General features: G+C 58.6%; 11 protein-coding genes. 3 read left to right on the top strand and 8 right to left on the bottom strand.

Annotated elements, in window-relative coordinates; all coding sequences use genetic code 11:
* Window positions 1-35 precede the first annotated feature (35 nt).
* Both FFI89_RS11905 and FFI89_RS11900 read right to left on the bottom strand, forming a co-directional pair.
* Window positions 36-3146 (bottom strand): multidrug efflux RND transporter permease subunit, encoded by a 3111-nt coding sequence (locus FFI89_RS11905; protein ID WP_138836719.1) that lies wholly within the window; start codon window positions 3144-3146, stop codon window positions 36-38.
* Window positions 3147-3157: 11 nt separating this feature from the next.
* A complete protein-coding gene (locus FFI89_RS11900; RefSeq protein ID WP_138836717.1) occupies window positions 3158-4330 on the bottom strand; it encodes an efflux RND transporter periplasmic adaptor subunit in 1173 nt (390 codons plus the stop codon).
* Between the two features lie 295 nt (window positions 4331-4625).
* Between FFI89_RS11900 and FFI89_RS11895 the strand changes: the two genes are divergently transcribed.
* Window positions 4626-5564 (top strand): SDR family NAD(P)-dependent oxidoreductase, encoded by a 939-nt coding sequence (locus FFI89_RS11895; protein WP_138836715.1) that lies wholly within the window; start codon window positions 4626-4628, stop codon window positions 5562-5564.
* A gap of 144 nt (window positions 5565-5708) precedes the next feature.
* On the opposite strand, the gene FFI89_RS11890 is transcribed toward FFI89_RS11895, so the two are convergent.
* The 3 genes from FFI89_RS11890 to FFI89_RS11880 all read right to left on the bottom strand — a co-directional run bounded on the left by FFI89_RS11890 (window position 5709) and on the right by FFI89_RS11880 (window position 7683).
* Window positions 5709-6152 (bottom strand): hypothetical protein, encoded by a 444-nt coding sequence (locus FFI89_RS11890; RefSeq protein ID WP_138836713.1) that lies wholly within the window; start codon window positions 6150-6152, stop codon window positions 5709-5711.
* A 10-nt stretch (window positions 6153-6162) separates the two neighbouring features.
* Window positions 6163-7332: a S9 family peptidase gene (locus FFI89_RS11885; protein ID WP_138836711.1), complete on the bottom strand. Its 1170-nt coding sequence runs from the start codon at window positions 7330-7332 to the stop codon at window positions 6163-6165.
* Between the two features lie 114 nt (window positions 7333-7446).
* Window positions 7447-7683, bottom strand: a complete 237-nt coding sequence (locus FFI89_RS11880; RefSeq protein ID WP_138836709.1) for a DUF2798 domain-containing protein — start codon at window positions 7681-7683, stop codon at window positions 7447-7449.
* 72 nt (window positions 7684-7755) lie between these two features.
* Between FFI89_RS11880 and FFI89_RS11875 the strand changes: the two genes are divergently transcribed.
* The gene (locus FFI89_RS11875) at window positions 7756-8307 is read left to right on the top strand and encodes a TetR family transcriptional regulator (RefSeq protein ID WP_138836707.1); all 552 of its coding nucleotides are present in this window, start codon (window positions 7756-7758) and stop codon (window positions 8305-8307) included.
* Window positions 8308-8672: 365 nt separating this feature from the next.
* On the opposite strand, the gene FFI89_RS11870 is transcribed toward FFI89_RS11875, so the two are convergent.
* Window positions 8673-10334 (bottom strand): porin, encoded by a 1662-nt coding sequence (locus FFI89_RS11870; protein ID WP_138836705.1) that lies wholly within the window; start codon window positions 10332-10334, stop codon window positions 8673-8675.
* A 302-nt stretch (window positions 10335-10636) separates the two neighbouring features.
* On the opposite strand from FFI89_RS11870, the gene FFI89_RS11865 reads away from it, so the two are divergent.
* Window positions 10637-11167, top strand: a complete 531-nt coding sequence (locus tag FFI89_RS11865; RefSeq protein WP_138836703.1) for a MarR family winged helix-turn-helix transcriptional regulator — start codon at window positions 10637-10639, stop codon at window positions 11165-11167.
* Between the two features lie 53 nt (window positions 11168-11220).
* Here the strand turns inward: FFI89_RS11865 and FFI89_RS11860 are convergent, their stop codons facing one another.
* Together FFI89_RS11860 and FFI89_RS35350 are read right to left on the bottom strand one after the other, a co-directional pair.
* Window positions 11221-11760, bottom strand: coding sequence for a MarR family winged helix-turn-helix transcriptional regulator (locus FFI89_RS11860; RefSeq protein WP_168212869.1), 540 nt, complete (start codon window positions 11758-11760; stop codon window positions 11221-11223).
* A 343-nt stretch (window positions 11761-12103) separates the two neighbouring features.
* Window positions 12104-12334, bottom strand: a complete 231-nt coding sequence (locus FFI89_RS35350; protein ID WP_371722509.1) for a DUF3237 family protein — start codon at window positions 12332-12334, stop codon at window positions 12104-12106.
* Between the last annotated feature and the right edge of the window lie 22 nt (window positions 12335-12356).

Here is a 12356-nt window from a genome sequence, read left to right as displayed (position 1 = left end):
TTCGCCTCGGCTCGCCAAGCCGGTTCGCAACGTTCCTATTCAGCCGCAATCGCCGCTTCGACCGAGCGTGGAACAACCTTGCGGTCTCGCTTGCGGCTGAAGCGGTGCAGCGCGAGGTAGACCACCGGCGTCGTGTAGAGGGTGAGGAATTGGGAAACCAGCAGGCCGCCGACGATTGCGTATCCGAGGGGCTGGCGGATCTCCGCGCCGGTCCCGTGCCCGAGCGCAAGTGGCAGTGCGCCGAGCAACGCCGCGAACGTCGTCATCATGATCGGGCGGAAGCGTTTCAGCGCGGCCTGGAAAATCGCATCCTTCGGATCCATGGCCTCAGTCTGCTCGGCATGAATCGCAAAATCGATCATCATGATGGCGTTCTTCTTGACGATGCCGATCAACAGGATGATGCCGATCAGCGCGATGACGCTTAGCTCGAGGTTAAATGCCATAAGGATCAGGAGCGCGCCGACGCCCGCCGAGGGGATGGTCGAAAGGATCGTGATTGGATGGATCAGGCTCTCATAGAGCGCTCCCAGGATGATATAAACCGCAATCAGTGCCGCAAGAATCAGGAGAGGCTGGGTCTTAAGCGAATCCTGAAAGGCCTGGGCGTTCCCCTCGAACGTGGTGATGAGGGTGGCCGGGGCGTTCAGGTCCCGCTTCGCCTTCTCAATCGCCTCGACCGCCTGGCCGAGCGCGGCACCTGCTGTCAGGTTGAACGACAGAGTGATTGCGGGGAACTGGCCCTGATGGCTGACCGACAGCGACCGCACGGTACGCTTCTGTTCGACCAACGCGCTCAGCGGCACCTGCCGCCCACTGCTGGACGGTACGTAGATCAGATCGAGCGCGTTCGGGTCGAGCTGGAACTGAGGATCGACTTCCAGGATCACCCAATAACTGTTTTGCTGCGTAAAGAATTGCGCGATCTTGCGCTGTCCGAACGCATCGTAGAGGGTGTCGTCGATCGCCTGCGTGGCGACCCCGAGCCGCGATGCCGTATCTCGATTGATTTCGAGCCGCAACGTCGGACCGGCGATCTGCTGGTCGGTCGCAACGTCGCGCAGCAACGGAATTCCCTGCAAGGTGCGAAGCAGGATCGGCGCCCAGTGATCGAGCTCATCGAGGTCGCTATCCTGGAGCGTAAATTGATATTGCGTGCGACTCGCACGTCCGCCGACATTGATGTCCTGCGATGCCTGCATGAACAGTGCAATGCCTTGCACGGCGGCAAGTTTCGGCCGCAGCCGGTCGATGATCTGGCTAGCGCTGGCATCGCGCTGGTTGCGCGGCTTAAGATTGATAAACATGCGGGCGTTATTCGTGGTCTGGTTGACAGCGCCGACGCCGACTGCCGACATCACGCCATCGATGCCCGGATCCGCCAGCAGAATACGTACCAACTGCGACTGCCGCTCGAGCATGGCCGGATAGGAAACGTCCTGCGAAGATTCCGATACGGCGACGATGAATCCAGTATCCTGCTGCGGAAAGAAGCCCTTCGGAATCACCACATAGAGATAGCCGGTCAGGACGATGGTCGCGATGGTCACCGTCAACGTCAGTCGCTGGTGACGCAGTACCCAGCGCAGACCGGATTCGTAGACCGCAAGCATGCGATCGAACAACTTGTCGCTGAGAACATAGAGCCGGCCGTGCCGCTCATGCTTTTCGTCCCGCAGCAGCTGCGCGCACATCATCGGCGTCAGCGTCAGCGAGATGACGGTCGACACCAGGATCGCAACGCTCACGGTAACGGCAAATTCACGGAACAGGCGGCCGATGATGCCACCCATCAGCAGTACCGGAATGAACACCGCGATCAGCGACAGGCTCATCGAGATGATCGTGAAGCCGATCTCGCGCGAACCCTTCAGCGCTGCCGCAAGCGGCGAGTATCCCTGCTCCAGGTACCGCGCCACATTCTCGACCATCACGATGGCGTCGTCGACGACGAAGCCCGTCGCGATCGTCAATGCCATCAGTGAAAGGTTGTCGAGGCTGTAGCCGAGCACATACATCACCGCGAAAGTCCCGATCAGCGACAATGGAACCGTGATGCCGGGAATCACCGTCGCCCAGGCGTTGCGCAGGAACAGGAAGATCACCATCACCACCAACGCGATGGTAAGCATCAGCGTGAACTGAACCTCTTCGACCGAGGCGCGGATGGTCTGGGTGCGGTCGGTCACGACGTGGACGTCGATAGCGGCCGGGATCGAGGCCTTCAGCCTCGGCAACGCCGCCTTGATGTGTTCGACCGTGTCGATGACGTTGGCGCCGGGCTGCCGCTGAATGATGACGATGGCCGACGGCTCTCCGTTATAGGTGCCGGACCCCCGAATATTTTCGGCACCATCCACCACGGTGGTGACGTCGCCGAGCCGGACGGGCGAGCCGTTGCGCCAGGCCACGATGACCGGCCGATAGGCTGCGGCATTGAACAGCTGATCGTTGTTCTCGAGTGTAATACCCTGGCGCTGTCCGTTCAGCGTACCCTTGGGAGCGTTGAGCGTGGCCGCCGCGATCGCCGACCGCAGATCTTCGAGACTTAGGCCGCGGCCCGCGAGTTCGAGCGGATTGGCTTCGACGCGCACCGCGGGCTTTTGCGCGCCGGCGATCAGCACGGCGGCAACCCCGTCGACCTGAGAGAGTTGCTGGGCGAAGATATTGTCGGCGAAGTCGCTTACCGTCGTCATCGGCAGCGTTTCGGAGGTCATTGCCAGCACCATCACAGGCGCGTCCGACGGATTGGCTTTCCGATAGGTCGGCGGTGATGGCAAATTCTTCGGCAATTGCCCGCCAGCAGCGTTGATTGCGGCCTGCACGTCCTGCCCGGCGGCGTCGATATTGCGGGCAAGGTCGAACTGGATCGAGATCACCGATATTCCGATGCCGCTCACAGAGGTGAGCTGGGCTACGCCCGGCATCTGCGCCAACTGCCGTTCCAGCGGGCTTGCGACCGAGGAAGCCATTGTCTCCGGGCTCGTGCCTGGCAACTGGGCCGTCACCTGGATCGTGGGAAAGTCGATCTGCGGCAGCGGCGCGACCGGCAAAAGAAAATAGGCGACGAGGCCGACCATCGCGAGACCGGACATCACCAGCGCGGTAGCGATCGGCCGCCGGATAAAAGGTTCGGAAATATTCATCACGCACTTCCTTATTTTGGGCCGTGCGCCGTGGAGGCAGTGCGTTCGTTCGCCGGAGCGGCCGTGGTCACGACGCGCGCACCGGGCCGGAGCCTGTAGTGGCCGTCAATGACGATGGTTTCACCCGCAGCGAGGCCGCTCTCGATCAGCGCCTCGCCGTTGCGGCTGGCTGCGATCCGCACGGGGCGGATCTCGACCGTGGAGTCCTGCCGGACAACGTAAGCGTAGCTGCCGTTCGGTCCCGATTGCAGCGCGGAATCCGGCACTATCGGTCCGCGGCGGACGCCGAGCAGCAAATGGGCGCTGACGAATTGGCCGGGCCAAAGCTGCCCGTTGAGATTTTGAAAGATCGCCTTGAGCCGGATCGAGCCTGTGCCCTGATCGATTTGGTTGTCGATCAGTTCGAGACGGCCTTCGCCAAGCTTGACGCGGTCATCCTGATCATATGCCAATACGACAAGCGTCCCGCTCCGCATCGCATCGGCGATCTCCGGGAGATATTTCTGCGGCAAAGCGAAAATCACGCTGATCGGCGCCATTTGGGTGACGACGACAAGCCCGCCCGAATCGGAGGCGTGAACAATGTTGCCCTGATCGATCAGGCGGATGCCGGTGCGGCCGGCGAGCGGCGAGACGATCGTCGTATAGCCCAGCTGCACGCGTGCATTGTCGATCACCGCGAGATCATGGGCGACCGCAGCTTGATACTGCGCGACCAGTGCTTCCTGGGTGTCGACGCTCTGGCGGGTGGCGAACTCCTTGACCGCGAGCTTGCTATAACGATCCAGATCAAGTTTGGCATTGGCGAGCAGTGCTTCGTCGCGCGCCTTGTCGGCCTCGGCTTGGTGCAGTTGCGCCTCATAAGGGCGCGGATCGATCTGCGCCATCACGTCGCCGGCCTGTACATCCTGACCTTCGCGAAAGGCGATCTTCTTCACTTCTCCATCGACGCGCACTTTCAAGGTCACGGTGTTGTAGGCCTGGACCGTGCCGAGACCCACGCGCGAAATCGCGAATTCATGCTCCTTCACCACGTCAGCCGAGACCGACACTGGCCGCGCAGGCACGGCGCTCGAGGTCGGTTTGACGATGCTGGAAGGAATGCCTTCGTACCACAGAAAGATACCGGCGGCGGCAAGCCAGGAGGCAAACAGGCCCGCAATCAATGGTTTAGGATGGTTCATCCCAGTGATCCTGTCGTGAGAGAGGCTGACTTCTCGATAACGTTTAGTTGTCGGCCGTTCGCTTGCACTTCGCCGAGAACGGAATTATTACTTACACACTGTAAAACTTATACATCGTAAAAGCAAGGGGTCTCATGCCGCGAACCACCGTTCTGCAGATCTTCACGGGATATTGAAGGCCGGCGCCCAAGGGGCCGGGCAGCAAGGAGAATGTGACGATCCGCGACGCGGCAGCGGAAGCACCACGACGCCGAACGCCGACAGCTATTTTTTGAACTCAACCAAGGTGAACGACATGAATACGAAACCCAAACACGACGCCCCGATTCTCGTGACCGGAGCAGCTGGCGCCATGGGCGGCATCGGCCGCAACCTCACTGAATTCCTGCTCAAAAGCGGGCACAAAGTGCGCGCCCTCGTTCGGCGCGAGGACGCGCGCGCCGAAGCGTTGCGATCGCTCGGTGCGGAGGTCATGCAAGGTGACCTCACAGACCTTGCGTCGATGCATCGCGCCGTCGAGGGCTGCGCACGCATCTATTTCGGAATGTCCGTCTCTGCGGCCTACCTGGAAGCCACGGTCAACACCGCTGCGGTGGCGCGCCATCACGGCGTCGAGGTCTTTGTGAACATGTCGCAGATGACGGTCTCGCAGATGAGCATCCGCGAGACCACCAACAGCCCGCAGCACAAGCTGCACTGGCTGGCGGAGCAGGCTCTGTCGTGGTCGGGACTGCCGGTCGTCACGGTGCGGCCGACCGTCTTCCTTGAGGGCTTCTTTCTTACCTTGGCCGCCGCTGGCATGCGGGCGTCCGACGCATTGGCACTGCCGATGGGTAACGGCAAGACCTCGCCGATCTCGGCGGTCGACGTAGCGCGTGCAGTAGCAGCGATCCTCGACGACCCCGCCCCCCACATCGGACAAATCTACGATCTGACGGGGTCGGAATCGGCCGATCTGGACCACCACGCGCGTGCCTTCTCCGAGGCGCTCGGCAGGCCCATCCGATATCGCGACATCCCGCTCCTGGCGTGGAGCGAGGGCCTTCGACGGGCGCGGTTTCCTGAGCATGTCGTCAGCCACCTCTCGGCCATGACCGAGTTGAACAAGCAGGGACGTTACGACCGCATGACAGACACGGTGTACAAGCTAACCGGTAAGCAACCGACGAGCCTGCGCGATTTCGTGAAGCTTCATGCCGCTGCGTTCACCCGGCGTGAGCCGGCGCAATCCTGAGACGCTCAGCACCTCCAGGAAGCGGTTTCCGACCATTGAGGTGCCCGGATGGTACGCTGCGGCAGGTCAGTCCGGCACGCGTACACATGCGGGCACCACGCTTTGGAAGCGGTAGTAAGCGGGGAGACCGAAGAGTTCAGGGTTTTAGAACGGTTGTACCTTGAAACGAAATGGGTTGACTGAAACCAGCGGCAAGCTGTCGGCTGTTTGCTTCACTCTAAATTCTATTTCCTTTTCCGCGCGCGTATCCAGAACGGTAACGGACAGTACCGCAACGCACGTTATTTCTCGTGTTGCCTTGTCACTTGACTTCAGGAGTATCGTGCCACCCAGACTGTAAACCGCGCTTTTCCTGGCGCGGTCGAAAATCGCAAATTTTTCAGTTTCCGGGCTCTCAGCGTCCATCGCCGCACCAAACAAGTTGGAGTTTTTGAGCGCGAAGTTCAGGAGCGCATTATGCTCATCGTCCGAAAATATCTTAAGCACCGAGTTGCGGGCATCCAGCGAACGACATTGCTGTTCCGGCAGTGGGTCGGCCTCTCCACATCCGCTTAACAAGAGCAGCATAACCAGCCATGCCGGCAGCACTCGCCCTTCCCTAATATGTCTCATCGGCCTGACCGTCGATCCTGACGTCTCGAGGCCTCGTCAACTGCATCGCTCCTCGCAACCAGTCAAAAACGTATTCGTAAACCAAAGCCGGGTTATCGACGTGGTCAGGAAACGATCCCGTTTCTTCCGGCGTAAACACCTTCGAATGGGCAGCAAGTCCTGCGCTACGCGCGGCATCGACCAGCGCCAGGGTATCCAGGACGCCTGGCCTGTCTTGAGCTCCCATTGTAACGAGGTAGGGGCAGTCTATGGTCTGTAACGGCCCAGCGAGCATAAGTCGCGCAGCTAGCCGAGAATCAAAAAGCGTATCGTCGATTCTTCTCAGCCGTCTCTCCACGAACAGACGCTCGCGGTAGTCCCATAGACCGCCATCACACACCGCAGCAGCAATGCGGCGGTCCCGCGCGGCATATCGGGTTGCATAGGCTCCGCCTAATCCGATGCCGTATATGGCCAATCTCGAACCATCCACGTCGGATCGGTCCCAAAGATGATCGATCCAGTGGCCGATCACATCCTCGACCTCGACGACTGGCTCAACCGTGTTGGTATCCCGGATCCCTGTTCCCGCGCCGATTACGTCCACGAGAAGAACAGAATAGCCGTTCTCGGATGCAATTCGTGGAATTGAACATAGCAGGTCTTCCTTGAGATCATCCCCGCCGCCCAGGCAAACTACGACCGGCTGACGCGCTATTCCGTTTGCACGTAGATAATACGCCTCCATCGTGCTTTTCCCGAAAGGGATCCGCAGTATCTCGCCTTTAGGAGAAGAACTCCTCAGATATGACTGCGCACATTGGCGCATGTTGAGGATTGCCGCTCGCCTCCTTCCGTCGTCCGCCGCCAGAAACAGTTCGGAAGTCCTGTAGTAGTTAGATGCCCTCAGCCAATTTGAGGCGGCGGCCTGAAGACTTCTGCGTTCGAACGCCTGATCAGCGCGCGCTCGGTTCCTCTCGGCTAGTTTGTTCCATGCACGAAACCAGCTCTCGTTATCACCGGGCACGATATTCCTTGAAGCCGAAATACATTCAGAGATCGTCGCGGCGCCACCTTGTGCGGTCGTCAACACTCGCAGGAAGAAGTAGGAATACTCCTCGCTGTCAGGCCAGGGGCGCCACCCCCATTCCGGCATCTCGGGAAAGGACGGATCCATCAGATTCACACGAGCTCAATGGGTATGCAGCGATCCAGGACAAAACCCGGAGCGATCACGGACAATTCGGCCCCCGGCTCGCGCCGGGGCCTCTCTTTGTTCGGCGACTTGTGCTTAGCGCGCCGGCAATCCGGCCTGCCGCATGACGAAGCGCTGGATCCGCGGTACGACGATCACTAACATCGGCACAACCACGACGTAGCTCGTTATCGCGGCCCTCAGCCACCGCATGGCAAAATCCGGGTGGAAGCCATAGTTCATGGCGAGACCGACGAAAGACATGCTGATCGAGGTAATCAGGCCGGTAATCATGGCGATAGCGGGTCCGATGAATTTCGGGGAAAAGGCCATTTGCTTGCTCCTGAGAACGGGGTTATTATTTCTACAACGTAAAACTTATACAACGTAAAAGCAAGAGATCCGATGCCGCGAACCGCCGATCCGGAGCTACCTCACAGGATATTGAAGGCGGCCGACGCCTTGTGGCAGTCGGGTGGCGAGGACGCCGTAACGATCCGCGGCGTGGCGGCGGAAGCGGCCACCACGACGCCGACGGTCTATAGCTACTACACCGACAGGGAAGCGCTGTTGACGGCGTTGCGCGCGCTCGCCTTTCAGCGCTTCTCGGCCTACCTCGCAAAATCGCGCGACTTCCATGACACCTGCGCACGACATCTCGAGTTCGGCACCAACCACCCCCGCGATTATGAATTGCTCTACGGGCGCGGCTGGATGGAGCGGGTCAAAGGGGATGCGCGGAGGGGCGAGATCGAACGATACACCACCCATATCGTGCGCGCCGGTGTCGATGAAAGCAGGGCCGCGCACGTCGCGTATCCGGTCATGATGATGCTGCACGGCGTAGTGATGCATCGGCTGTTGAACAAGAAGCCGAGTCCGCTCGGCCGGGTGATCGCCACAGCCTGTCTCGAGGCTTGCATGACGCTGCTCGAGAGCGCACGCCGAGGGAAATAGCCCCTGCCATCGGCGACCGTGGCACCTCGCAGCGAATTGCGGGATCGCGAGCGAGGTCTGGTCGATTCTGCGAACGGTACTTCAATGTCGGCATTCGGCTGGGCGAAAATGCATCGGCACCAGGATAGTGCGGCGCTTCCTGATGAAAAACCTCCGGCAGGGCATTGCCGGAGGTTTTGGAGGCAGAAAATGAAGGTAGCTCTTGGATGGATCTCCTCTGTTTGCGTCACGCTCCGTCCTACCGTCTGGACCAAGTCGCGCATCGCCATTCTACAGATAATTTACTTTAGTACAACAATTGATTTAGTCATGTAAAAACCCCCGGCTTTGCTGCCGGGGGTCTGTTAGGCATTCTAATTTTTGGATCAGAAGCTGCGCTGAGCGCGAAGATTCAGCGATGCAGTCCCGTTGTTTCCGAACACGTATGTTGCGGCGGGAAGCGGCAAAGCTGACGACGGCGTACCTGTAATGTTACCCGCCATATTGGTCTTCAGATAGGCGTACTGCGCTTCGGCACTGAGCGTCAGATTCTTGACTGGCGTCCAGCGCGTGACCAGGCCGATCTGCGAAACAGTAAAGCCGGGATCGCAAACCGAACCGGCGCCAAAGGTACCACCGGTGCCTCCCCCGCTGGTCAGGCCGCCGCCGCGAATCGCGACGCCGGCGTTAGCCGCGTAGGTGTTGCAGTAGAGTTGCTTTGCCGTTTGATTGTAGCTGACTCCAGCGATGCCCCCGAACAAGCTCGATGACCAGTTGGCATCCCAGTTGTGATTGAACGCGCCGCGGAAGCCCCAACCCCGCGTCAACTGCAACTGCGTGATACCATTGCCGTTCACCGCGCTTGCGCCGGAATAAATGGAATCCGTCGTTACGCCCATCGCAAACTTGTTGCCATCATAGATGTCAAACGAAGCGGGAGTCGGCGCACTGGTTGCGAGGACGTACTTTGTCGCACCCAAGGACCAACTCGCGTCGACCTTGATGTCGTCTCCCGCTCCAGTCGGAAGGTTCTTGATGTTCAACGCAGCCGAAACAGCACCGCCGAACTTGTCATCCGGGTGACCGCCCGTAGTCGCGCCCGCTTGCGAAACACCGCCGTTGAAGGTGCTTCCGACAATGTTGGCGTTCGCAAAATACCCGGCATGGTTATCATGGATCGCGCCCGACAGTTGGAACACGCCCCATGCCTGGTCTACCCTGACATTGCCTACGAAGTCCGGCACGCTTGTGCCGCCGTAAGCGGTGCCAACACCGGTCTGGAAAGAGCTCGCGCCGCCATTGAATCCGATATTGCCGCCAGGCGCCCCGCCGATCGCGTTGATGATTTGGGTCCGGTTGAACTGGTTTGCACTGCTGTCGTCGATCCCGAAGGCAGCCGATACACCATTGCCAAACTGCCAAGTGTACTGAATGTTGTTGATACCACTCACGGAATCGAACCCGCCGATCAAGAACGAAGTGTTGTTGCCAGGATATCCATGCCACGGCGACGAGTATGCCGAGGCGGATTTGCCGAATGTAAAACCTGCAAACTGGATGAAAACAAACTCGACGGCGGTGTATCCAGAGCCGGCTTGATCATTGTTCACCAGGCCCGCGGTAGCTCCCGGATTGACACTCGCGGCAACACCAAGGGAGCTGGTCGAGCCATAGGTGCTGAACTGGAAATCGGCCTGCCCGAAGGTGCGAACGACGCCGTATTCGGTAGCGGTCCGCGTGTCGACGGTCAGAGCCAGGCGCGAACGATCGTTATAGAAATTTGCATAACGATCGCGAATTGCACCCTCGCCGTTCCAGAACGGACCGTCGTAAATTCCGCCGTTGACGGTCAGGTCAGCGCGCAGATATCCGCCGAACTTGATGCAGGTGTCAGTGCCCGGAATGTAATAGAAGCCGGCACCGTAGAGCGAGCAAACCCTCACGTATTCGACCGCTTTGGCCTTTACGGGAAGATCGGCCGCCTGAGTTCCGCTCGCGACCATCAGACATGCCGCTGAGCCGAGAACAAGGCTCTTGATAGAGTTCATTCAAACCTCCAGTTGGAAACAGGGCCCAAGATCCGCCGAAATATCTCCGCGGTTCGTTCCCCCTGACCGCCTGCTCGCCGCTAAGCCTGTGTGGGCCGAACTGCTCGCTTTGTGCGGGGCGCTGGAGTAACCAACGCCACGCACACAATGCAGGAGCAACTTCAATAATCAACACCATTGAGTTACTAAACTAATTATTGAACGTTCGCTGTGGTTCTGAAGCCACACCCGGGACAACGGCGCCCTATACGCACGCAATCAATTGATATAATTAATGAACCAGGAAAGTGGAGAGACTTGAAATGGGCAAAGGTACGAAGTTGGCTCGCCGGACGGCTGTCGTATCCGATGGAAAGCCGGAAAACCGGCGACAGGAGGATGTCGTCCGCCGCTTCCTGTTGGACTTGGCCTCAATCAACGTGCATTTAGACGAAATCCGCCAATTCTGGGCGAAGAGCCTGGGTGTCACCGGCCCGCAGTGGATGATTATGATGGCGCTGTCCGAACTCGACCGGGGGCAAGGCGTATCTGGAAAGGACGTGTCGAAGCTGCTTCACATAGATCCTTCCTTCATTACGACGCAGACCAAGCTGTTGGAGCGGGCAGGATTGATTCGAAGGCTGGAATCGCGCGAAGACGCCCGCGTCGTACTGCTGTCCCTGTCGGACAAGGCGCTGCGGCAGATCGGCTCGCTGGCGTCGAAGCAGGAGTTGTTGAACAAGTTCATATTCGCAGAGATGGACGGCCGCGCACTTGCGGATATGGTGGAGAAAATTGCATCCCTGAAGGAGAAGTTGCAGAGGGCGACGTCCAAAATCGCGGCCGAATTCTGAGTTTCGGCTTGCTCCGCTTCAGGGAAGCCGACACAAACTACCTTGGCTTTCGATCATCCGTTACGCCAAAAGCGCTGGGCCTTGCGTGGTCGGGTGATTTCCACCATCGCTTCTTGGCCGCCTCGAATAAGCTTTCCGAGCGTCATCTTTAGCTTACGGAGCTCCTCCCGCGTAACGCCATCGAGGAACCAATCGGCACAAGATTGCATCTTGTCCGAGATGCCACGTAATTTATTCTCACCTTCAGCGCTTAGCTTCAAAAGTATGCTTCGCCCATCATCTGGATTGGAGGTCTTTACGACCATTTTCATTAGTTCAAGTTTGTTGCACTCGTGAGTGACAAATGGTCCCGTTACGTGAAGATAGTCCGCAATGTCCGTTACGGATATTCCTTCCCTCGCAGTCCTTTCGGCTATGACGAGAAGTACATTGAATTGAGGTGCTGTAAGATCTAACTCCGCCGCCAGCTCCCGCCTAACCGCATCGCTTAGCGCTCGAATGTAAGTAAGGTCATATAGCAGCTGGGAAAACGCCCGATTCGAGCTCAGCAAGTTCTTATTTGAAGAAGCCCTTCCATTCTGTTTCTCGGCCATCACGTAGTCCCTGCAATTTACAAAGGGGTCATGCGCACACATTCATGTCTTAGTTAATTGACTTAATCAATGTATTATTTCAAGTTCAGCGCGAAATGTGGAAGCGCGTGTTTGGATCGATGACTTTGGGACGCAGTGGAATGCAACCGGCTCTCACCGATTTTTCCGCTCGAGGTATTACAGGAAAAATCCATATGCCCGACGAGCGAAGACGCCCGCGTCATACTCCTGTCTCTGTCGGACAAGGCGTTGCAGCAGATCGGGTCGCTTACATCCAAGCAGGAGTTGTTGAACAAGTTGGTGAGTCTTGCACCACGGCTAAGCTACACGATAAATCTTGTATTCAAGGATACCGACTCTTAGCCGTCCTTCCGCCACCCAAGGGCTCTGATTTGAGCCAGGCATATCTTCCATCGCCGGTTTCAAATCGCGGCGTGGTTCGGAGATAATGGTCGCCGAAGTCGGTGCTGCCGCCGGTCGCCAGTGCTTGACCGACATTCTCATTGAATTCGAGCAGGCCGGGATAATTCAGATAGATGGAAGCGCCATCGTCGGTAAGCAGCTGGGCACGCACGTCGAGACGTGCAAACCCGTCA

This window comes from Bradyrhizobium sp. KBS0727 (assembly GCF_005937885.2).
GTDB lineage: Bacteria > Pseudomonadota > Alphaproteobacteria > Rhizobiales > Xanthobacteraceae > Bradyrhizobium.
Note: the sequence above shows the minus strand (reverse complement) of the source record. Positions and strands in the feature narration are given on the sequence as shown.

Coding starts and splice junctions, on each gene's coding strand:
- FFI89_RS11905 (WP_138836719.1), bottom strand. CDS start 3,146: ATGAATATTTCCGAACCTTTTATCCGGCGGCCGATCGCTACCGCGCTG.
- FFI89_RS11900 (WP_138836717.1), bottom strand. CDS start 4,330: ATGAACCATCCTAAACCATTGATTGCGGGCCTGTTTGCCTCCTGGCTT.
- FFI89_RS11895 (WP_138836715.1), top strand. CDS start 4,626: ATGAATACGAAACCCAAACACGACGCCCCGATTCTCGTGACCGGAGCA.
- FFI89_RS11885 (WP_138836711.1), bottom strand. CDS start 7,332: ATGGATCCGTCCTTTCCCGAGATGCCGGAATGGGGGTGGCGCCCCTGG.
- FFI89_RS11880 (WP_138836709.1), bottom strand. CDS start 7,683: ATGGCCTTTTCCCCGAAATTCATCGGACCCGCTATCGCCATGATTACC.
- FFI89_RS11875 (WP_138836707.1), top strand. CDS start 7,756: ATGCCGCGAACCGCCGATCCGGAGCTACCTCACAGGATATTGAAGGCG.
- FFI89_RS11870 (WP_138836705.1), bottom strand. CDS start 10,334: ATGAACTCTATCAAGAGCCTTGTTCTCGGCTCAGCGGCATGTCTGATG.
- FFI89_RS11865 (WP_138836703.1), top strand. CDS start 10,637: ATGGGCAAAGGTACGAAGTTGGCTCGCCGGACGGCTGTCGTATCCGAT.
- FFI89_RS11860 (WP_168212869.1), bottom strand. CDS start 11,760: ATGGCCGAGAAACAGAATGGAAGGGCTTCTTCAAATAAGAACTTGCTG.